This window comes from Natrarchaeobius chitinivorans (assembly GCF_003841505.1).
Lineage (GTDB): Archaea > Halobacteriota > Halobacteria > Halobacteriales > Natrialbaceae > Natrarchaeobius > Natrarchaeobius chitinivorans.
Map to the genome: position 1 here is coordinate 28,804 of NZ_REGA01000022.1, position 20,228 is coordinate 49,031.

At 63.5% G+C, this 20,228-nt stretch carries 20 protein-coding genes; 7 read left to right on the top strand and 13 right to left on the bottom strand.

Annotated elements, in window-relative coordinates; all coding sequences use genetic code 11:
- Window positions 1–266 precede the first annotated feature (266 nt).
- The 3 genes from EA473_RS19035 to EA473_RS19045 all read right to left on the bottom strand — a co-directional run bounded on the left by EA473_RS19035 (window position 267) and on the right by EA473_RS19045 (window position 2,265).
- A complete protein-coding gene (locus tag EA473_RS19035) occupies window positions 267–602 on the bottom strand; it encodes a hypothetical protein (RefSeq protein WP_124197228.1) in 336 nt (111 codons plus the stop codon).
- A complete protein-coding gene (locus EA473_RS19040; protein WP_124197229.1) occupies window positions 599–916 on the bottom strand; it encodes a helix-turn-helix transcriptional regulator in 318 nt (105 codons plus the stop codon). Before EA473_RS19040 ends, EA473_RS19035 begins: the two co-directional genes overlap by 4 nt.
- Before the next feature lie 398 nt (window positions 917–1,314).
- Window positions 1,315–2,265: an oxidoreductase gene (locus EA473_RS19045; RefSeq protein ID WP_124197230.1), complete on the bottom strand. Its 951-nt coding sequence runs from the start codon at window positions 2,263–2,265 to the stop codon at window positions 1,315–1,317.
- Between the two features lie 286 nt (window positions 2,266–2,551).
- Here EA473_RS19045 and EA473_RS19050 point away from each other — a divergent pair, with 286 nt between their 5' ends.
- Genes EA473_RS19050 through EA473_RS22445 form a run of 3 tightly spaced genes read left to right on the top strand, consistent with a single transcriptional unit; the run spans window position 2,552 to window position 3,230 of the window.
- Complete coding sequence (locus EA473_RS19050; protein ID WP_243645317.1) at window positions 2,552–2,815, top strand: hypothetical protein; 264 nt, start codon at window positions 2,552–2,554, stop codon at window positions 2,813–2,815.
- 2 nt (window positions 2,816–2,817) lie between these two features.
- On the top strand, window positions 2,818–3,075 hold the full coding sequence (locus tag EA473_RS19055; protein WP_124197231.1) for a DUF7123 family protein: 258 nt from the start codon (window positions 2,818–2,820) through the stop codon (window positions 3,073–3,075).
- Window positions 3,076–3,077: 2 nt separating this feature from the next.
- Complete coding sequence (locus EA473_RS22445) at window positions 3,078–3,230, top strand: hypothetical protein (RefSeq protein WP_165875332.1); 153 nt, start codon at window positions 3,078–3,080, stop codon at window positions 3,228–3,230.
- A gap of 438 nt (window positions 3,231–3,668) precedes the next feature.
- On the opposite strand, the gene EA473_RS19060 is transcribed toward EA473_RS22445, so the two are convergent.
- The 4 genes from EA473_RS19060 to nadA form a co-directional block, all read right to left on the bottom strand.
- A complete protein-coding gene (locus EA473_RS19060; protein WP_124197232.1) occupies window positions 3,669–4,361 on the bottom strand; it encodes an RNA 2'-phosphotransferase in 693 nt (230 codons plus the stop codon).
- A gap of 98 nt (window positions 4,362–4,459) precedes the next feature.
- The gene (nadC, locus tag EA473_RS19065; RefSeq protein ID WP_124197233.1) at window positions 4,460–5,275 is read right to left on the bottom strand and encodes a carboxylating nicotinate-nucleotide diphosphorylase; all 816 of its coding nucleotides are present in this window, start codon (window positions 5,273–5,275) and stop codon (window positions 4,460–4,462) included.
- A gap of 5 nt (window positions 5,276–5,280) precedes the next feature.
- Entirely contained in the window at window positions 5,281–6,843 is a 1,563-nt protein-coding gene (locus tag EA473_RS19070) for an L-aspartate oxidase (protein ID WP_124197234.1), read from the bottom strand.
- Between the two features lies 1 nt (window position 6,844).
- The gene (gene nadA / locus EA473_RS19075; protein WP_124197235.1) at window positions 6,845–7,978 is read right to left on the bottom strand and encodes a quinolinate synthase NadA; all 1,134 of its coding nucleotides are present in this window, start codon (window positions 7,976–7,978) and stop codon (window positions 6,845–6,847) included.
- A gap of 202 nt (window positions 7,979–8,180) precedes the next feature.
- On the opposite strand from nadA, the gene gfo6 reads away from it, so the two are divergent.
- Window positions 8,181–9,251: a D-xylose 1-dehydrogenase Gfo6 gene (gene gfo6 / locus EA473_RS19080; RefSeq protein ID WP_124197236.1), complete on the top strand. Its 1,071-nt coding sequence runs from the start codon at window positions 8,181–8,183 to the stop codon at window positions 9,249–9,251.
- Between the two features lie 179 nt (window positions 9,252–9,430).
- On the opposite strand, the gene EA473_RS19085 is transcribed toward gfo6, so the two are convergent.
- Window positions 9,431–11,002, bottom strand: coding sequence for an amidohydrolase (locus tag EA473_RS19085; protein WP_124197237.1), 1,572 nt, complete (start codon window positions 11,000–11,002; stop codon window positions 9,431–9,433).
- Between the two features lie 123 nt (window positions 11,003–11,125).
- Between EA473_RS19085 and hmgA the strand changes: the two genes are divergently transcribed.
- Complete coding sequence (gene hmgA / locus EA473_RS19090) at window positions 11,126–12,358, top strand: hydroxymethylglutaryl-CoA reductase (NADPH) (protein WP_124197238.1); 1,233 nt, start codon at window positions 11,126–11,128, stop codon at window positions 12,356–12,358.
- 245 nt (window positions 12,359–12,603) lie between these two features.
- Window positions 12,604–13,722, top strand: a complete 1,119-nt coding sequence (locus EA473_RS19095) for a GNAT family N-acetyltransferase (RefSeq protein WP_124197239.1) — start codon at window positions 12,604–12,606, stop codon at window positions 13,720–13,722.
- A 135-nt stretch (window positions 13,723–13,857) separates the two neighbouring features.
- Here EA473_RS19095 and EA473_RS19100 read toward each other — a convergent pair whose 3' ends face one another.
- From EA473_RS19100 to EA473_RS19115, 4 genes are all read right to left on the bottom strand, one after another.
- A complete protein-coding gene (locus EA473_RS19100; RefSeq protein ID WP_124197240.1) occupies window positions 13,858–15,114 on the bottom strand; it encodes a carboxylate--amine ligase in 1,257 nt (418 codons plus the stop codon).
- Window positions 15,115–15,340: 226 nt separating this feature from the next.
- Window positions 15,341–15,697 (bottom strand): hypothetical protein, encoded by a 357-nt coding sequence (locus tag EA473_RS19105; protein WP_124197241.1) that lies wholly within the window; start codon window positions 15,695–15,697, stop codon window positions 15,341–15,343.
- 72 nt (window positions 15,698–15,769) lie between these two features.
- Window positions 15,770–16,294 (bottom strand): DUF5817 domain-containing protein, encoded by a 525-nt coding sequence (locus EA473_RS19110; protein ID WP_124197242.1) that lies wholly within the window; start codon window positions 16,292–16,294, stop codon window positions 15,770–15,772.
- Window positions 16,295–16,363: 69 nt separating this feature from the next.
- Complete coding sequence (locus EA473_RS19115) at window positions 16,364–16,786, bottom strand: GNAT family N-acetyltransferase (protein ID WP_124197243.1); 423 nt, start codon at window positions 16,784–16,786, stop codon at window positions 16,364–16,366.
- A gap of 220 nt (window positions 16,787–17,006) precedes the next feature.
- Here EA473_RS19115 and EA473_RS19120 point away from each other — a divergent pair, with 220 nt between their 5' ends.
- Window positions 17,007–18,494, top strand: coding sequence for a type IV pilin N-terminal domain-containing protein (locus EA473_RS19120; protein WP_124197244.1), 1,488 nt, complete (start codon window positions 17,007–17,009; stop codon window positions 18,492–18,494).
- A gap of 275 nt (window positions 18,495–18,769) precedes the next feature.
- Here EA473_RS19120 and icd read toward each other — a convergent pair whose 3' ends face one another.
- Window positions 18,770–20,032, bottom strand: coding sequence for an isocitrate dehydrogenase (NADP(+)) (icd, locus tag EA473_RS19125; protein WP_124197245.1), 1,263 nt, complete (start codon window positions 20,030–20,032; stop codon window positions 18,770–18,772).
- Window positions 20,033–20,228 lie beyond the last annotated feature (196 nt).

A 20,228-nucleotide genomic window follows, 5' to 3' on the forward strand; every position in this document is an offset into this window, starting at 1 on the left:
GGCGGTTAGAGTGGCTCACAGGACTTTCTATGTTGATGATGGCGAACATGAGGATGATTTCACGGAACTGGCGATACCAGAGTACAAAGTTTCGGTTTTCAGTGCTGAGAGTAGCCGTTTGACATCCTCCCTACGACCACGTCCTGTCTGGCTCTGTTGAAACCCTCTCGTTTGGTGACGGGTTTCAGCGGACTTGTTGCATACAGGGCGCGAATCGTTCACTTCTGGAACCTTGGCAGTCTCGGATGTCTGACGGTATAGGCCCACTATTCGACCCCAAGATATCCAGCAGCATCCCCTGCGATTTTTCTCACTGTTTCGTCGTCGAGACGACTTTCCTCCTGCTGAATGTCACTATGACGGATCGAGATAATTGTCCACGGATTTACGTAGCTTTCACGAGGGAGTCCACCGGAATCGAAATCGTCGTCCCCAAGCGGAATCGCGACAGCTCGCCGCGTCGTCGTAATCGCTGCATACAGCGCTTCTTCTTCGGAAAACGGATGGGTATCGTCGCTCAGGCACACGTACGGACGGTAGTCGTGCTCGGCGAGTAGGTCAGGTCCCTTAACCACCATCCCACGAGTGTAGATGGCACTCATTCCTCGCCGTAGTAATCGTCCGTCGTCGAGGCGGAGCTAGCCGCGTGCTGTGCAGCATACGAGGCGAGGCGGTCGTCCTCCGCGATGGCCCAATATCGTCCACGATGACGCACGAGATCACGGTCCTCGAGTCGTGAGAGGACGGCACCAACACTTGCTCGCTTGATCCCTGTCGCCTCGTGAATCTCCGTCTGTGTGAATGCCTCATCGCTGTGCTCCGCAAGGAACTGAAGGATACGGTGAGGTTGTGTCCCTTCCTGTATATCGAGTGCGTCTTCTGGGCCGTCTTCGAACCGATCGATGCTGATTGGCATGTCTAATAGGACGTAATAGAGCGTAATAACGGTTTGGTACGATCCGGGGAATCTGAGGTTTTCACTGCTCTCTACGAACGTCGCGACCGTGCTGAAGACACCCCCTGTATGCAGCAGTCCGTTCCATTCGAATCACGTACATTCGCTGTCCTCGTGTGAAATAGTGCGGATTCGCTCCAGATTGTGAACCACGCACTTGATGACGAGTTCGCAGAACTGCTTCCACCAAAGGCGTGACCGCACAAAGGCACCGAATTTCTGTTTGATCGCCGCATTGACTGTCTCGTTCATGTTCCGTCGATGGTAGAAGTCGAGACTTCGGGAAGCCATCCATCATAACTCACGCTACTCACTCGTACTGTTTCTCAACAAGGCCGAATCGACGGTCCCGAAATCGTCTACGGCGCTGAAGCCGCCGGCTTCGGTAGCGCGTATTCGACGCCGGTCAGTTCCTTCGAGACGGCCCACAGTCGTCGTGCGGTTTCCCGGTCGTACGAGCGATCCGAAGACGCCTGCCGTTCGGGCGGTCCGCGCATGTTCAGTATCCCACTCGGCCCGTAGTACGCACCGCCCTCGACGTCGGGAGCCGTCGCGGCGTAAAGCGTCGCTAACGCGCCTCTCGCTGCAGACTGGGCGAACACTGCGTTCGAGAGCCGCCGTATTGCCGCACGAATGGCCGATCCGCGGTCGTCGATTCCTCGAAACTGGAGTTTCGTGTCGGCGTATCCGGGGTGGACCGCGACGCTCTGGACGTCAGCGCCGGCGGTGCGGAGCCTGCGCTCGAGTTCGTACGCGAACAGGACGTTCGCCAGTTTCGACTGGGCGTACGCCGACCACGGGTCGTACGATCGCTCGCCCTGGAGGTCCGTGAAATCGATCTCGCCGCGTTCGTGGAGCGCACTCGAGACGGTTACCACTCGCGCGGGTCGCTCCTCGTCCGTTTCACGACGGAGATTTCCGAGCAACAACCCGGTGAGTGCGAAGTGACCGAGGTGGTTGACGCCGAACTGCGTCTCGAACCCGTCATCGGTTTCGCTCCGTGGAATTGCCATCGTTCCGGCGTTGTTGACCAGGACGTCGACGCCGCCTTCCAGTCGGCCGGCGAACGATCGGACGGACTCGAGGCTGGCGAGGTCACAGCCTTCGAGTCGGAGGTCGGCGTCCGGAACGTCGCTTCGAATCTCCCGAGCAGCCTCCTCGGCACGCTCGAGGTTCCGACAGGCCATGACGACGGTCACACCGTGACGACTCAGTTCGCGGGTCGTTTCGAGGCCGATTCCGCTGTTCGCGCCGGTGACGACGGCGCGTCGCCCGGACTGGTCGGGAACGTCGTTCGCTGTAATGCTCACATCGGTTCGACGAGGAGTGGCCACGTCTATGTTTTCCCGGACGGCGATATTCAGGTCACCGATCCGCCATAAACTCGGTCATATTAGTGGCACATATCGGCCGGATAGAGAGATTCACGGAGCAGGTAGACGCCCTTAGAGACGGTTTTAAAATTTAAAATGAGTTCTCATATCGTTTTGAGACGCCGTGAAATCAGAAGAAACGTACAGCTCTCGGTGATGGTCGTAAAAACGTGTGAATCACGACTAATGATACGTCCTTTATATGGGGTCGGAGGAACAAGCGATGAGTGAGGTGAGAAACATGCTGTCGACCCCGAACCCTGATCCCCCCGCTCACACGACCGCCAGACACCTGGCGTCTACCGTGAGCGAGTCGATCATGTCGCCACTTCGGGCGAGTGCCTTCTGGGCGACGATCGCCCTCCCTCTCCTCGCGCTCGTCTTGCTGGTCGCAGGCGTCGTATCGATTTCACTACTAACCACAGCCGGTTTCCTCGCCGCGTACGGTGCGTGTGCGATCGCCGGCCACAACCACACCCCCAACTAACAATGAGTACACGAGCCACCCCCTCCGGACAGCACAGTTCCCCGAAAGCCCAGCGACTCGTCTCCTACCTCAGAGACGAACTCGAGGAGCGATCCGGCGACCTGTACGTCAAAGGGAAGTTCATCGCGAACGACGTCGACCTCTCCCCGAAGGAGATCGGCGCGTTGATGGTCCAGTTGCAGGGATCCGTCGACGATATCGAGATCGAAAAGTGGTCGTACACGTCCGCAACGACCTGGCGAGTCGCAAAACAGGCCTGAGGATGACCAACATAACTCCCGAAGAACGGGCCCTGGCAGCGAGCGAAGCGGTCGAGCAGGTGACCGCGACGCTCGAGTCCAGAGCCAGACGAGACGGCCGGCGTCGGTTCCCCTCCAGAACCGGCGCTCGAGACGAGCACTCCGGTTCACGGTAACCGCTTTCGCTTCTTGCCGCCCGCAAAACGGCCGTACTCGAATTTATACCGACTTCCGTCCCGAGTCACGCGACGACGGCCGGAATCGTCCACGCGAGGGTACGAGGTGAACGTGGGGACGAGCGAGCGACACGATGAGAAGTGTAGCGGAACGACCCGGCGACGCCGGAGCGGACGAATCGTTCCCATTCCGACCGCTGTAGCCACGGAGAACACGTCTCCGCAACCAACTCCGAGTGGATTACCTGATACGGATTGCTGTACCGATGTCCCGGCGAACCCGCCGCCCGGGTCGCGGGTGCGCCGGAAATGACTACAGTAAACCGTATGAGTCCGTTCACGAGCGTCGACTGCTGAGTGAAATCGGATCACACCGCAGAATTTCGCACATCAGTTCGGGCCTGGAACGCCACCGAGGTCGTCCGAAGGGAGCAAACGCTAGTCGTTCGTCGAGAGGTAGGCGGGCGGTACCTCGTCGGTCGTGTACGTCTCCCGGCCGCGTTTCGTGATCCGACGGCCGTCGGCGAGCATCGACGCTGCGTCGACGACGAGGACGACGGGATCGGAGGCGTGGCGTCGACCGACGCCTCGAGCCGCCTCGTGACTTTCCGAGAGGTGGACCTGCTGGCGAGACATCGGCCGCAGGCCCTCCGTGCGGATCGACCGGAGGTTCGTCGGGGCGGTACCGTGGTACAGTTCGTCGGGAACCGGCCCGTCCGTCGGCTCGAGGGAGACGTCGACCGAGTGCCCGTAAGCAGCCCGAACGCGATCGTCGTCGCCTCCATCCTCGTTATCCCCGTGTCCGCCTTCCTCGGCGACGCCGGTACGCTCGAACCGACCCTTCGGGTCGGTTTCGATCACCGCCTCGAGGTGGCGCTCGCTCGCCCAGTCGTACTGGCGTTCGATCGCCGAGACGAGGTCGCCGTAAGGGGTCCATCCACGTTCGTCCAGGTCCAGACCGGCGTCCTCGGGAAAGTGTCTGAGCGCGCCGCTGACGAACGTCGAGAGCTGTCGTCGTCGACGACCCGAAAGCGATTCCGTTCCGCGGTCGTCACAGATCGGGCAGGCCTCGCGGTCGCCCTCGCTTTCGAACGGGCCGTGTTCGGGACAGGTTCGAACGGGTGCCGTCACGCGTCGAACTGGACGGTCGAAGGGAAAAGATCGATCGGTCCCGTCGAAGACCGCACTCGTCGGTCCGCCGGGCGACCAGCCGCGACGACGCGGTCGATCTACTTCCCGGTTCGAAACGACAGGTCGAGCGACGGTGCCGAGTGCGTGAGCGATCCCATCGACACGACGTCGACGCCCGTGGCAGCGTATTCGGGCACCGCCTCGAGTGTGATCCCGCCGCTGGCTTCGGCGAGGACGCTCTCGTACTCCGAAAGCGTCTCGACGGCCGTGGCCGTTTCGGCGGGCGTCATGTTGTCGAGCAACACCACGTCCGCACCCGCATCGGCGGCCCGCGGTGCGTCCTCGACGGCTTCGACTTCGACCTCGATTTTCGTCGCGAACGACACGCGCTCGCGGAAGTGCGAGATCGCTCCCTCGAGACCCATCTCGGCGACGTGGTTGTCCTTTACCATCACCATGTGCGAGAGATCGAGCCGGTGGGTGTCGCCGCCGCCGGCGACGACGGCCCGCTTCTCGAGCCCGCGGAGACCGGGCGTCGTCTTCCGGGTCGCAGCGATTCGGACGTCCTCGGATTCGATCCGGGCGGCGTCCACCGCCTGGCGCGTTCGCGTCGCGACACCGGAGGCGTGTCCCGCGAGGTTGACCGCGATGCGTTCGCCCCGGAGCACCTCCCGGGCGGAACCCTCGACCTCGAGAAGGGTATCGCCGGGCTCGATTCGCGTTCCCGCCTCGAGGCGGTCGAGAACGTCGACCCCGAGGTACTCGAAGACGGCACACGCGGCCTCGAGTCCAGCGACGACGCCGTTTGCTTTCGCGACGAGGCGGCCGGTCGTCTCCCCCGGTACCTGATTCGTGACGTCGTGGTGGCCGACGTCCTCGCGGAGCCAGCGTTCGACGTCTGCGTCGGTGATCATCGTCGTCAGTCGCCCGCCGGCGGTTCGGTTTCGGTTTCCGCGTCGGTCGAACGCGCGTCGTCCGAATCGACGAGATAGTGACAGCCTTTCGATTCGTGGTTCTCGCTCGCAGCGCGAGCGATCAACAGCGCGGTGATGCTCGCGTTTCTGAGTTCGTACAGATCGCGGGACGTCCGCGTCCGGACGTAGGCGTCGACCTCGCCTTTCAGTCGACGGAGGACCGCACCGGCCCGGGCGATTTCGTCCGGATCGCGCTCGAGGCCGAGGTACTCGTCCATCGTCCGGTTCAGCCTGACGAACTTCTCGGCCGCGAATCGGTCCGGAAGGTCGGGGTCACTGTTCAGGAGGTCGGGGGCCTCGACGACCTCGGGCGTCGCGTCCGAATCCGCGGCGGCTTCGCCGGCCCGGAGCCCCCAGACGAGCCCCTCGAGGAGGCTCGTACTCGCCAGGCGGTTCGCGCCGTGGACGCCCGTTCGGGCGCACTCGCCGACGGCGTAGAGGCGGTCGAGGGTCGTCCGGCCCCGATCGTCGACGTCGATCCCGCCACAGAGGAAGTGCTCACAAGGTGCGACGGGGATCTCGTCGCCGTCGATCCCGCGATCGCGACAGTTCCGTGCGATCGTCGGAAACGCCACGTCGAACTCGAGCGGGCTCACGTCGAGGACGACCTCACCGGTTTCCTCGCGTTCGGTGGCGACCGCGCGGGCGACGACGTCCCGCGGTGCGAGCTCCGCGTCCGAGTGGTAGTCGTCCATGAACCGATCGCCGTCGCCGTTTCGAAGGAGCGCACCCTCGCCGCGAAGCGCCTCCGAGAGCAGGAAGGTGCCGCCGTTCTCGTCCGGGAAGCGCTCGGACTCCCCGCCGGCGAACGCGGTCGGGTGAAACTGGACGTACTCCATGTCCTCGACGGCGGCCCCGGCGAGTGCGGCCATGGCGATCCCGTCGCCGGTGGCGTCGGCCGGGTTGGTCGAGCGCGTGTAGAGCGCGCCGATGCCGCCGGTCGCGAGTATCGTCCGTCCGGCGAAGATCGGCCGGCCGGCCGGCGCTTCGTCGCTGACGACGCCGTGAACGCGGCCCTCGTGGGTGAGGAGTTCGAGCGCAGCCGTGTCCTGGCGGACCTCGATACGCTCGTGGTCGTCGAGGTAGTTCAGAAACGGTCGCAGAATGTGCGTTCCCGTCGCGGCGTCGACGTGAAGAATGCGGTTCTCGGAGTGGGCAGCCTCCCGGGCGTAGTCGAACTCGCCGTCCTCGCCGTCGAACTCGATCTCGAGCGTCTCGAGGAGCACGTCCTCGACGGCGTCGTCCGCGTGCTCGACCAGCACGTCGACGGCGTCGGGATCTGCGGTGGCGTCACTCGCCGCGAGGACGTCCCGCTTGAGCGAGTCGGGGTCGCCGCGGGTGGTCGAGATTCCGCCTTGTGCCCAGTCGGTGCTCGCGTCGTCGGGTCGCTCGGCCTTGGTGAGCACGAGCACGTCGGCACCGCCTCTGGCGGCCGCGAGCGCGGCCGCACAGCCGGCGATACCGCTGCCGACGACGAGAACGTCGGTGGTGTCGGTCGTCCCCGCCATCTCAGATCTCGAGCATGCGTTCGAGCGCGACGTTCGCGAGGTCTTTCTCCTCGGGGGCCACCTCGATCACGTTTCGCTCCCGCCCCTCGAGCAGTTCCTCGAGCACCCAGGTGAGGTAGTTGGGATCGATCTGTCGCATGGCGTTGCAGTCCATACAGGCGTCCCCGCACAGCGGGAGAACGTTCACCTCGGGGTGCCACCGCTGGAGGTGGTTCGTGAGGTGGATCTCCGTGCCGATCGCCCAGGTGTCGCCGGGGTCGGCCTCCTCGATGGTCTTGCAGATCGTCGCCGTGGAGCCTGCTTTGTCGGCGGCCTCGACGACTTCGCGACGGCACTCGGGGTGGACGATGACCTTCGCATCGTCGTGTTCGGCACGAACCTGCTCGATGTGTTCCTCGCGGAACCGCTCGTGGACCTGGCAGTAGCCGTCCCAGAGGATGATATCGCTCTCGGCGACGTCCTCCGCGTCTTTTCCCTCGGGGTCCCACGGGTCCCACTTCGCGATTTCGTCTTCCATTTCCAGCCGATAGGCGGTGTTTTCGCCGAGGTGTTTGTCGGGGAGAAAGAGCACCTTGTCGCCCCGCTCGAAGGCGTACTCGAACGCCCTGTGAGCGTTCGAGGAGGTACAGACGAGTCCGCCCTGGCTGGCACAGAACGCTTTCAGATCCGCATACGAGTTCATGTAGGTGATCGGGATGATGTCGGCGTCGGGTGCGGCCGCGGTGATCTCGGCCCAGGCGGCGTCGACCTGTAACGCTTCGGCCATTCCCGCCATCGGGCAGGACGCCTCCATGCTCGGGAGGATCACCGTCTGCTCGTCGTCGGTGATGATGTCCGCCGACTCGGCCATGAACGTCACGCCGCCGAAGATCACGTACTCGGCGTCGGCTTCGGCAGCCTGCTGGGAGAGTTGATAGGAGTCGCCGACGAAATCGGCGTGCTCGACGATCTCTCGGCGCTGGTAGTTGTGCCCGAGGATCACGACGTCGTCGCCGAGTTCCGCGAGCGCGGCCTCGATGCGCTCGGTTCGTTCGTCCTCGTCGAGATCACGGTATCTCGGCGGGAGTTGCTCGAGATTGTCGTACTTGAACAGACTGAGATCGGTTTCTAGCTCTGCGGTTTCCATCTTGACCATGTCACGTCACCTGTGGTTGAACGCATATCACAGACGCCTATTGAATAACTTTTTCCTTCGATCGTGAGCTACGTGAGAATTCTATCGACTGAGATCATAACCGAACGCGAACTCCCCCTCTATCGAGCGAGCGAATAGGTGACGCGTCACGACGGTCGAGCGGCGTGGAGTGATTCTTTTCGCTGCGGCCCGTAGAGCCGATATGGCCCTCGAAAGCGCGTTTGCGAACTTCACACGCCGGGACTGGGAGCGCGAGGACGTCGACGGAACGGTTCGTCTGGCCGTCATCGGCGTCGGCGGCTTCGCCCGCCAGCGTGCACTGCCGGGAATCGCGGACGGAGAATACTGCGAGACGACGGTGCTGGTCACCGGTTCGCCCGATCGATCCCGGTCCGTCGCCGAGGCGTTCGACATCCCACACGTCATCGACTACGACGCGTTCCTCGATGGGGATCACGCCGGAGCGTACGACGCGGTCTACGTCGCGACGCCGAACGCCTTCCACGGAACGTACGCCACGGCCGCAGCCGACCGCGAAAAGCACGTTATCTGCGAGAAACCCCTCGACGTCTCCGAGCGGGTGGCACGGGAGATCGTCGACGCCTGCGAGGACGCGGGCGTGACGCTCATGACGGCCTATCGGCTCCAGACGGAGCCGTCGGTTCGCCGAACGCGAGAACTCGTTCGGGATGGCGCCATCGGCGACGTCGTCCAGATCCACGGCGGATTCTCGAACCCGCTCCTCGAAAACGCCGATCCCGACACGTGGCGAGTCGATCCCGACGTGGCGGGTGGCGGGGCGCTGGTCGACCTCGGGGTCTACCCGCTCAACACCACTCGGTTCGTCCTCGACAGCGAACCGGTCGGCGTCTACGCGACGACCCACTCGAGCGGGCCGCCGTTCGACGGCGTCGACGAACACGTCGCGTTCCAACTCGAGTTTCCCTCCGGCGCGACAGCCTCGTGTACGGCGAGTTTCGACGCCCACGCGAACAGCCAGTTGCAGCTGATCGGCACCGACGGCACGATTTCGATCGCGTCGCCGTTCGGCGGCGTCGTCCCCCACGAGATGGTCGTCGAAAGCGGCGACATGTGCATGGAGTACACGGGGCCGCCGGTGGACGAGGTCCTCGAGGAGTTCGATTACTTCGGCTACTGCGTGCTGACCGGAACCGATCCCGAACCGGACGGTGTCGACGGACTCGCGGACTTACGCGCCATCGAGGCCGCCTACGAATCAGCGGAGACCGGACGACAGGTCGAACTCGAGTGAGTTGAATCGACGACCGTCTCGAGTTCGTCGGACGTCTTCGACGACGACTGCGGGCGACGTCGACTCGAGTTCCTGGGCCATCCCTGTAGCGGGATACCACGATGGCCGGGATAGTGTTTTGGAACCAACACTTCCGACGTCATTCACGATCGGCTACCAGACGCGGGTCGGTAGGAACCTCACTCATCGCGACCGTCGTAGACGACCGAGCCGTCGACGACCGTCATCGTGACGTCGATCTCGTCGATCCGATCGGCGGCCGCCCACGGCGACTCCTCGAGCACGACGAGATCGGCCTTCGTTCCGACCTCGAGCGTTCCCAGTCGCCGCTCGTCGAAGCCCGCGTAGGCCGCCCCGCGGGTGTACGCCCGGAGCGCCTCGGTCACCGAGAGCCGCTGGGCCTCGGTCGGCGCGTTCACCGCGTGGCGGACGCCGAACAGCGGATCCAGCGGCATACAGTCCGAACCGAACGCGAGCGGGACGCCGGCCTCGAGGATCCGCCGAAACCGATTCGTCCGATCGCGTCGATCCGATCCGAGTCGTTGCTCGTAGAGGCCCCCCTCGCCCGCCCACTGGTGAAAGTTCGGCTGCATCGACGCGACGATGCCGGCGTCGGCCATCCGCGCTATGTGGTCGTCTGTCGCGAGTTCGACGTGTTCGATCCGGTGGCGCGAGCCGGCCGGATCGGTCGTCGCCTCGAGCGCGGACAGCGCCTCCTCGATCGCCTCGTCGCCGATCGCGTGAGCGGTCACCTGAAAGCCGGCGTCGTCGGCTCGTTCGACGATCTCCTCGAGTTCGTCGGGGGTGACGACCCACTCGCCGTCATCCGGGACTGTCTCCGAGGAGGAGCCGGCTCCGTCGTACGGCTCCGAGAGCTTCGCCGTCCGGGCACCGATACTGCCGTCGGTGTAGGTCTTGATCGCGCCCGTCTGCACGCGCTCGCTGCCCGCGTTCGTCGCCAGCCCGACCTCGATCACCTCGTCGGCGTGGTCGGTCCAGTAGTTGATCCGGATCCGGGTAGGCAGTTCGCCAGCGGCGTCGAGGTCACGGTAGACCCGCGGCGAGCGGGAGTTTCGAACCATGTCGTGGACCGCCGTCACGCCTTTCCGAACTGCGTGCTCGAGTCCGGCGGTCACGAGTTCGCGAGTCTCGTCGTACCCCGGCGCGATCCGCTCGCGGACGCGCTCGGCCGCGTCCTCGACGACAACGCCGGTCGGTTCGCCGGTCGCGTCGTCGCGGCGAACGTCCGCGTCAGGCAGGTCGTCGACGAGGCGCTCGAGGGCGACCGAGTTGAGCGACGCCGCGTGCATGTCGATCCGGAGGGCGACGACCGGCCGATCGACGCTCACCCGGTCGAGGTGCTCGCGCGTGAGGTAGCCCCGATCGGCGTCGTCCCACTCGCTCTCGTCGTAGCCAAATCCCTGGATCCACTCGGCGTCGGTCTCGTCGGCTCTGGCGGCCAGGCGGTCGATGCACTCCTCGGAGCCGTCGGCCCCGGTGAGATCCGCGTGGACGAGAAACCGCCCCGCGTTCTCGACGTGCGTGTGGGCGTCGACGAAGCCGGGGAGGACGACTCGTCCCTCGCAGTCGATCACCTCGGTCTCGACGCCCTCGAGGAACGCGATCTCGTACTCGCTGTCGAGTCGAACGATCTCGCCGTCGCGGACCGCGATCGCCTCGTAAACCTCGTCGGGCGTCGTGAGGGAGTGAGCCTCCGCGTTCGTAAACAGCCGGTCGGCGGCCTCGGTCATGCCGGAAGGCGCGCGGGCGAACGTGAAAACGATTGTGGAGGGGAAGCCGAACGTGAAAACGCGTTGGAGAGGAGGGCGAACGAATCAGCAACCCTTAGGGCGGGGCGACGTCTGCTCTGAGCCATGACAAGCGCCGAGGACCTCGCCGACCGCGTTCGCGAGGGCGAGCTTCGCATCCACGAACTCGAGGAACACGCCGACTACGACACCGCCGCGGCGGCCCGACGGTTGCACGTCGAACGCGAGACTGGAACCGACCTCGAGGCCATTGGCGACTACGGATTTCCCGCGAAGCAGGCCGAACCGAACGTCGAGAACATGATCGGTGCGGCCCAGGTTCCGCTGGGCGTCGTCGGTCCGGTCGCCGTCTCGGGTGGCGCGGTCGACGGCGAGCGCTATTTGCCGCTCGCGACGACCGAGGGCGCGCTGCTGGCGTCGGTCAACCGCGGCCTCTCGGTGATTCGCTCCGCGGGCGGCGCTGACGCCCGCGTGACGAAAAACGGGATGACCCGCGCCCCCGTGTTTCGGGTCGACGGCGTCGCCGAGGCCGCGGAGACGGTCGAGTGGGTCGAAGACAACGTCGAGGCGTTACGCGAGGCCGCGGAGTCGACCACGAGCCACGGCGAGTTGCTGGGCGTCGAACCGTACGTCGTGGGCGACTCGGTCTACCTCCGGTTCGCCTACGACACCAAAGACGCCATGGGGATGAACATGGCCACCATCGCGACCGGCGAAGCCTGCGCGGTCGTCGAGGACGAGACGCCGGCCGACCTCGTTGCGCTCTCTGGGAACCTCTGTTCGGACAAGAAACCCGCCGCGGTCAACGCCGTCGAGGGCCGCGGCCGGTCGGTGACGGCCGACGTCGTGATCCCCGGCGAGATCCTCGAGCAGCGACTCCACACCACGGCGGCGGCGATCGTCGAGGCGAACACCCGCAAGAACCTGATCGGCAGCGCGAAAGCCGGCAGCCTCGGGTTCAACGCCCACGCCGCCAACGTCGTCGGCGCTGCGTTTCTCGCGACCGGTCAGGACGAAGCCCAGGTCGTCGAAGGCGCAAACGCGATCACGACGATGGACGTCCGCGAACCTGCAAGCGAGGAGGATCCAGCCGACCTCTACGCTTCGATCTCGCTTGCCTCCCTCGAGGTCGGCACCGTCGGCGGCGGAACCAAGCTCCCGACCCAGTCCGAAGCGCTCGAGATCCTCGGCGTCCGCGGCGGCGGCGATCCTGCGGGGTCGAACGCCGACGCGCTGGCGGAGATCATCGCGGTGGGAGCACTCGCCGGCGAACTCTCCCTGCTCGCGGCACTGGCCTCGCGCCACCTCGCGAGCGCACACGAGGACCTGGGTCGGTGAACCACACCGGATCGGTGAGTCGCGACTCGCGAAAATGAACGGAGCGGGCAACTCGAGATGGAACGCGGCGTAGGGAGTCGCTACCAATCGTTCGAACCGTAATCCGGAGGAAGCGGCCTACCGGGAAAGCATCACGTACTGGGAACGAAACGCTGTGGGAAATATCGGCCCTGAGAGCGTACGGTCTGGCTTGCTCTCTCAGGTGACAGCTATACTAACTCATAGACAGTATTTCCTTCTGCTCCGTGAGCCAGTATACCGCTCAGAAGCCGAAGAAGTGTCAGATTCGGCACTTTCGATCGGGCGATCGAGACCAACTGATCAGATTACACGACACTGTTTTCGGGCACAATTGGGGCCACGACTGGTTCGAGTGGAAATTCGAGAACAACCCGTACGTCGATCACGTCCCGGTCATCGTCGCGACGCGAGACGACCAAATCGTCGGCTGCCGTGCGTTTTTCGCCCTCGAGATGCGAGTCGGTGCCACGACCCGGATCGGGTTACAACCGTGCGATACGATGGTTCACCCCGACCACCGTCGACAGGGGCTTTTCAGTCGAATGAACGAACTGGCTCTCGAGTACTACGCCGACAGGCGGCCCGACTTCTTCTTTAACTTTCCCAACGAACATTCGAAACGCGGAAATCTCAAACACGGCTGGAAGGTGGTCGGGACCGTTCCGATGTATTATCGCCTCCACGATCCCGTCGCGCTCGCCGAAAAGCGGGTCGAAAGCGATCGGTCGAAAGAGTTGGTACACGCGTATTCTGACCTGCAGAGAGCCGCTTCGGCGATCGCCGACGAATTTACGTCGCCGCCCTCCCTTTCCGAACGGTGGTCTCTCGATACCGATCTCGAGGGCGTACGAATCGAACGATACGAAACCCCACCGTGTTCCCTCCTGGCGTCGATAGAGCGTGAATCGGCGGGTATTCACGCGAATCGATCCCCCGAATTTTATCGCTGGCGGCTCGCCAATCCGGAGCACGATTACGTAACCTACATGGCCAAACGCGACGGGGACGCGCTCGCGGCGGTCGTCGTGTCGTGTGTCGACGACTGCGTCCGACTTATCGAACTCGTCCCCCGGGAGTTCAGCGCTCGAGAGAACGAAATCGACCGGCTCGTTCGCACCGTGATATCCGAGTATTCGAACAGGAGTTACTTCACTGCGTTCGGGATCGGGGTTCCCAACCCGGTGCGAAACCGGTTCTTCCCGGACACTCGAGTCCCACTGTCGCTGTTCGTCAAATCGACGGCGCGGACGCTGTTAGCACGCGATATCGGTGACGCGACGGTCGTCGAGGACAGTTCACCGGCGGAGTGGGGGCTCACTCGACTCGATTTAGACACGACGTGAACACGATCGTATACTGCCGGACAGAACTACTCGAAGATCGATCGCTCGAGCGCGGCCGTCACCGATGGGGACGGCCGCGAGTTCGCGATCGACTGCTCGTTGACTTCTGTCCGACAGTATCCCGGGACCGAAGTATCACTGTTCGGGCAACGGCCGTTCCCCGTCACGGACCGTCGGGGACCCGGCCCGCGAAGAGAGCAGTTCACCGATCACGTTTCGACTATCCTGTAGGAACGGGCCAGGATCGTCGAGATCGAGGTAATCGAAGCGCGGCTGACGAACCAGTGACGTGCCGATGTCGATCACGGTCTGTACACGCGATGGACGGTCGACCACCGGATACTCCTCGGTGAAAACGCTGTGGAGGTGGAGGAGTTCTCCCCGGAGGAGGTGACCGCCGATACCGACGTCGTACGCCGGATCGGTAGAAACCGGGCGACCGGTAGCCTGTTGCCAGTACAGGTGCGGGAAATCGACCCCAGCCTGGACGGTAAAGGGAAGCGACGTCCAGAACCGTGGGTTGATCTCCATCAGTTTGAACTCCCCAGTTGTGGGATCACGGAGGAACTCGACCATCGCGAGGCCGTGCCACTCGAGTTCGTCGAGTAACCGTCGACCCGCCGCGTCGAGTTCGGGGATGGCGACCGATTCGCGATAGGCGCTCGGTCCGCCGGAGTACTTCCAGGCGCGTCGTTGTCGGTGCTGGAACGTCGCGAGCGCCTCACCGTCGCGGTACAACGCGAAAAACCCGTACTCCGAGGAGTTGGGGACGTACTCCTGGACGATCGGGACGTGTCCGAACTCGTCGACGACCGCCGCGCGATCGATCTCCGAGTCCGTCGGAACGAACTGAGCGGACTTTTCCTGTGGACGGACCTTGGAGAACTCTCGCCGATACTCCGGTGCGTGAACTGTATACCGAGGTTTGACGACCAGGTCCGTATTCCAATCGGTCCACTCGTCTACGGGTTTCGTTTTCGGTATCGATACGTCGGCCGCCCGTGCAGCATCGAACAACCGAACGCGGTCCTGTACGGCCCCTAATTTCTCTATCGACGGCCATACGGTAGCGACGTGATCGGTAAGCGTCTCCTTATTCCGGGCCAGCGCGTAGATATCGGCTTCCCGGACGGGGATGATCGTACAGACGTCCGGTCGACGAGCGAGCGCGAGGAGTGCATCCTCGTAGGCGGTGAAGTTACTCCCCGGATCGGGGACTCGAATTGATTCCTCACAGTACTTGGAGTTGAAGCCGGGCGGCCGTCGCTGTTCGGAGATAGCGACCGTTTGGATACCGCGCTTTCCGAGCGATCGCATGCAGGCGACGCTACTCGCCGCATCGATCGCCGGAATAACGATTTTTTGCTCCGGCCCCGTCGGATCGCCGCGCATATCCCATCTACGCACGTACCGGAGTTTAGTTAACGGTGATGTGAATGCTGTACGGACGACTTGAACCACCGCATCACGTGCTGAGAGCGTTCGTATTCAGTTCGATACACCTCACTTCGTTGACCCGAGCCGCGTCCTCATCGCGAGATCAGGTGTGGACCGACTGTCGAGAGCTACGACGGCACACGGGAGTCGTCCGTCGAGTCGTATGCAACCGATACTCGGACTACCCCGTGGCGTCGCTTGCATCCTTCCGGACGCGCAACGTCTCGCGAGCGACGTACCCGCCGCCACCGGCGAGCAACAGGAAACCGATCAGGACGTACACCCCGCTCGAGCCGACCGCGACGAGAGCGAGGCCGACGCCGGCGACGGCGTGTGCAAGCGCGAAATCCCGACGGCCGTACGCGCCGTGGAGCGTGGCGACGGCGAGAAACGTCCCGGCGAACGCCAGAATCGCGAGGTCGGTGGCGTCGACGCCCAGAATCGTCTCGTTGACGACCGATCCGTACCCGTAGAGGGCGAACGCGATCACCGTTCCGACGCCGATCGCGAGTTCCTGGACGTCGACCTGCTCGGTCATCACCTCGAGATTCCGTCGCTCGACTCAAAGCCCTGCCGTTCTCGGTTCGAGCGGCCCTCGACTGAAACGACCCTACAGTTTTCGGTACCGACCCCGGCTCTCGCTGACTGCGCCGCGTCGGACGAGTTTGTCGAGTGCGTCCCGAACGTAGGACGGGGAGACGCCGTGCTCGCCGGCGTAGTCGACGACCTCGCTCTCGGTCGGTCCCTCGAGGTCCTCGAGCGCCCGTTCGACGATTTCCTTCTTGCTCCCGGTTCGCGTCGACCCCCGCGGATCCCGATCGCCCGCCGCCTCGAGTTCGTCGACGTCCAGACCGGCCGCTTCGACGTACTCCGTCTCGCCGACGACGCCATCCGCCACGTCGTCCTCGAGGTCCGAAAACGAGTCCAGTTCGGCGAACGCGTCGCCTTCGCCCTGGCGGTTCGCGAGCATCGACGCGCGCACGTCCCGGGCGTGGTCGACATCGTCCGTCTCGACGAACTTCTTGCGTTTCTCGTATGCGCGACGCGAACCACACCGCGGACACTGGGTCGTCTCGGACCGCCCCTCGATAATCCAGAGGTTCGAACACTCGCTACAGCCGACGACGGCGTACATAACTACGACTGAGTCGGGACGACAGTTCATACTGTCGGACGAAATCCAGTGCGAAGTCGGCCGGTGGAGTTACTTTCGCATTTCGACGTGTGGGATTCCAGCCTCGTCGAACTCCGGTCCGTGGCGTTCGTAGCCGAGGCGGCGGTAGAAGTCCGCCGCGTGCGTCTGGGAGTGCAGCGTAAACGAGGTGATACCGCGCGAGTTCGCCTCGCGCTCGAGTACGTCCATCAGCGCTCGACCGATCCCCTCGTTCCGGTGTGCTCGTTTCACCGCAACACGTTCGACCTTTCCGCCACCGTCCTCGAGTTCGCGGAGTCTGGCCGCGCCGACGGGTTCCCCGTCGTCGTAGGCGACGAAGTGGACGGCATCGGTGTCGTACTCGTCGTACTCGACGTCCTCGTCGACCCCCTGCTCGTCGACGAAGACGTCCTGGCGGACCGCGAAGGCGTCCGTGCGTTCCCGGTCGGTTTCGGCGATACGTACGTCGACCATCGAACGGGCGTACGAATCTCGAGGGTGAGAACGTTACGACTGTCGGTGCGGTGTCCCGGTCACAGACGCGAGATCCCGCCAGTTACCAGCAACCGAAGACGTGGGTTCTCCTTGCATCGCTGTGAGGACGCCTCGAGCGGGAATCCGCGAATCGGCCGCGAACGATCCCGATGTGTTCTAACGGATAGCTTTATAATCGAATAGAATAGATTTCTAGCAAATGTGTCTCGGGTGGAAGAATAGGCGGCCGAACGGGAACGATCGTGGGGTGTCCCCGGTTATCGCCGCAGTGTTGATGATCGGTATCACGGTCGCGGTCGTAACGGTCTCCGCTACGGTCCTGATGGGGATGACCGATACGCCGGATCCGGCCCCGGACACCGGCCTCGAGGTCAGAGAGTCCGCAGACGGTGACGGCTACGAACTCGTCAATTACGCGGGCGACGACCTCGATCCGGAGCGGGTGCGACTGGTCGGGAACGAAACCGAGACGGGATGGAGCGAGGAGGCACTCCGGTCGGGCGAGCGCGTCGACCTCGAACCGGTCAACGACGACAACGAGATTCGGGTCGTCTGGGAGTCAGAAGACGGCGAAACCCAGCATCTGCTCACGACGCTGACCGTCAGCGGAAGCAGCGGCGGCGGTGGCGGTGGCGGCGAACGCCACATTCCTGGCCCGACCGGCGACTGTAATACCGTCCTCCAACCGGAGACCGTCAACGGCGAAACCGCCGTCGTCATCGACGAGGTAATCGAGTGTGACGTCGACGTGAGTTACCCGGTCTACGTCGAGGACGGCGGCGGCGTCATCGGTGACGTCGGGAGCAGTCAGTCCCCAGAGGACGTCACGATCGAGGACGGATTCATCGACGGGATAGTCAACGTCGACAGAAACGTAAGCGTCACCGACGGCTTCATCACCGAAGACACGACCGGATCGACGGCGAGCCTCGAGCGAGGCGAAATCGACGGCGACCTCGACGTCAGTGCTCCGGCCGCAGGTAGTCCGAACACCGACGCCGTCTACGCCGAGGACAGCAGCGTCGAAGGCGAGGTCTCCGCACAGGGGAACATCACCGCGTTCGATTCGGAGTTCGAACAGATCCTCACGTCAGAACACAGCGAGATTACCATCACCGACGTGAGCGTCGGAGACGACGTCGAGGCGAACAACAACATCACGATCACGAACAGCGACGTCGACGGAGACGTCGACGCGCTCGGTGACAGAGTGACGCTCGAAGACGCGACGGTCACCGGCGACGTCAGCGGCCAGAGCGGTGTCGACGCCGTGTCCAGCACGATCGACGGAAGCATCAACGCAGCGTATGCATCGGTGACTCTCGAGGACGTCACGGTCGGCGACTACGTCGATGCCGACGGCATCACGGTCACGAACAGCGACGTCGGAGACGTCTACGGCGACTACGAGGACACTGTCCTCGAGGGGACGGCGATCGAGGGCGGGATCTACGCCAACGGTGAGGTGGCGGTACTCGACTCGAGTACCGTCGAAGGTGAGATCCAGACCGATGACGGAATCGACATCGACTCGAGTACCGTCGAAGGCGACATTTCGACCGACTACGGAACTATCGCGCTCGACGACGGAACGGTCCACGGCGACGCCTACTTCGACACCTCACTCGACTGCAACGGAGACTCCGAAATCAACGGAACCGACTGTGAGGATTACGACTCACCGTGAGCACGATAGTAGTCGAGTAACTGCCGGTCGGAACAGCGACCAGGTGGTCGGCGCAGGAACGAATGACTGGTTGTGAGTGACGTGTTCCATGAAACCACGTCACTTTCTGAGGTCGCAGATAGCCAGTCACAGCTGGCCGGACCAGAAGAGAGAGAAGAGCGGAGAGAAATAAAACGGTACGTGTAGCGTTCGTGTGGTCGGTCAGCACGCCCGAGAGTACGACAGCATCTCGATGTCGGCAGAACGCCCGGCGTTCTGACCGCTCGAACAACGGTCTACGACAGCTGTTCGATGTTTTCGACGACTGCGTCGGCGTACTCGCTGGTGGCGAGTTTCTCGGCGTCCTCGAGTTGGCGCTCTAAGTCGTAGGTGACCTTGCCCGAGGAGATGGTCTCCTCGACGGCGTCACGGACGAGGTCGGCGGCGTCGCTCCAGCCGAGGTACTCGAGCATCATGCGACCCGAGAGGATCATGGCGGTCGGGTTGACCTTGTCCTGACCCTCGTATTTGGGTGCGGAGCCGTGGACGGGTTCGGCGAGCAGTCGGCCGTCACCGAAGTTCGCCCCGGGAGCGATGCCGAGACCGCCGATCTGTGCGCCGGCGGCGTCGGACATGTAGTCACCGTTTAGATTCATCGTCGCGATGACGTCGTAGTTGTCCGTGCGGGTCAGCAACTGCTGGAGCATGTTGTCCGCGATGCGATCGTTGACGACGACGGCGTCCTCGGGGGCCTCGCCGTCGCGTTCCTCCCAGAGGGTGTCCTCGGTGATGACCTCGTCGCCGTACTCCTCGTTGGCAACCTCGTAGCCCCAGTCGCGGAACTGCCCCTCGGTGAACTTCATGATGTTGCCCTTGTGGACGAGGGTGACCGAGTCGCGGTCGTGTTCCAGCGCGTAGTCGATGGCGCGGCGGACGAGTCGTTTCGTCCCGAACTCGGTGATCGGCTTGATGCCGATGCCGACGGGGCCGTCGTGGATGACGTCGTCTTCGCCCATCTCGTCTTCGACGAACTGCTTGACCTGCTCGACTTCGTCGGTACCGGCTTCCCACTCGATACCGGCGTAGACGTCCTCGGTGTTCTCACGGAACGTGACCATATCCATCTTCTCGGGCTCGGAGACTGGCGACGGGACGCCCTCGAGGTGGTAGGTCGGCCGGACGTTCGCGTAGAGATCGAGCAGTTTTCGCAGACCGACGTTCAGCGATCGGAAGCCGGCACCGACCGGCGTCGTCAGCGGTCCCTTGATCGCGACGCGGTGTTCCTTGATCGCTTCGACGGTCTCCTCGGGCAGATTCTCGTCGTACTTCTCGCGAGCGGATTCGCCGGCGTAGACGCGCATCCAGTTGATCTCGCGACCGGTCGCCTCCGCCGCGGCGTCGAGTACCTGCTGTGCAGCAGGACCGACGTCGCTGCCGACGCCGTCACCGTAGATAATCGGGATAATCGGATCGTCAGGCACCTCGAGTTCGTTCTCGGTACCCTCTTTCAGCGTGATCTTCTCTCCCCCTTCGGGGACCTCGATATTCTCGTAGCTCATCTCGTCTGTACGGTGCTTCGAGAGGGGTAAAAGACCTACCATTTCCGTCGAGGTCCGCGGACGATGGCACCCATGCAAGCGGTTTGTTACCCCATATCGTAGTCGGAATCAGGGGTGTGAGTACGGTATCTCGGAAAACGTGCGTCTACCGAAACGGTTTCCGAACGGACGATCACTCCACAGGCGGTTCGGGAAA

Bases quoted from the DNA above. Each gene is read 5' to 3' on its own strand.
- EA473_RS19035 (WP_124197228.1), bottom strand. From the start codon at position 602: ATGAGTGCCATCTACACTCGTGGGATGGTGGTTAAGGGACCTGACCTA.
- EA473_RS19040 (WP_124197229.1), bottom strand. From the start codon at position 916: ATGCCAATCAGCATCGATCGGTTCGAAGACGGCCCAGAAGACGCACTC.
- EA473_RS19050 (WP_243645317.1), top strand. From the start codon at position 2,552: ATGAGTGAGGTGAGAAACATGCTGTCGACCCCGAACCCTGATCCCCCC.
- EA473_RS19055 (WP_124197231.1), top strand. From the start codon at position 2,818: ATGAGTACACGAGCCACCCCCTCCGGACAGCACAGTTCCCCGAAAGCC.
- EA473_RS22445 (WP_165875332.1), top strand. From the start codon at position 3,078: ATGACCAACATAACTCCCGAAGAACGGGCCCTGGCAGCGAGCGAAGCG.
- nadC (WP_124197233.1), bottom strand. From the start codon at position 5,275: ATGATCACCGACGCAGACGTCGAACGCTGGCTCCGCGAGGACGTCGGC.
- EA473_RS19070 (WP_124197234.1), bottom strand. From the start codon at position 6,843: ATGGCGGGGACGACCGACACCACCGACGTTCTCGTCGTCGGCAGCGGT.
- nadA (WP_124197235.1), bottom strand. From the start codon at position 7,978: ATGGTCAAGATGGAAACCGCAGAGCTAGAAACCGATCTCAGTCTGTTC.
- gfo6 (WP_124197236.1), top strand. From the start codon at position 8,181: ATGGCCCTCGAAAGCGCGTTTGCGAACTTCACACGCCGGGACTGGGAG.
- EA473_RS19085 (WP_124197237.1), bottom strand. From the start codon at position 11,002: ATGACCGAGGCCGCCGACCGGCTGTTTACGAACGCGGAGGCTCACTCC.
- hmgA (WP_124197238.1), top strand. From the start codon at position 11,126: ATGACAAGCGCCGAGGACCTCGCCGACCGCGTTCGCGAGGGCGAGCTT.
- EA473_RS19100 (WP_124197240.1), bottom strand. From the start codon at position 15,114: ATGCGCGGCGATCCGACGGGGCCGGAGCAAAAAATCGTTATTCCGGCG.
- EA473_RS19105 (WP_124197241.1), bottom strand. From the start codon at position 15,697: ATGACCGAGCAGGTCGACGTCCAGGAACTCGCGATCGGCGTCGGAACG.
- EA473_RS19110 (WP_124197242.1), bottom strand. From the start codon at position 16,294: ATGTACGCCGTCGTCGGCTGTAGCGAGTGTTCGAACCTCTGGATTATC.
- EA473_RS19115 (WP_124197243.1), bottom strand. From the start codon at position 16,786: ATGGTCGACGTACGTATCGCCGAAACCGACCGGGAACGCACGGACGCC.
- EA473_RS19120 (WP_124197244.1), top strand. From the start codon at position 17,007: ATGTGTCTCGGGTGGAAGAATAGGCGGCCGAACGGGAACGATCGTGGG.
- icd (WP_124197245.1), bottom strand. From the start codon at position 20,032: ATGAGCTACGAGAATATCGAGGTCCCCGAAGGGGGAGAGAAGATCACG.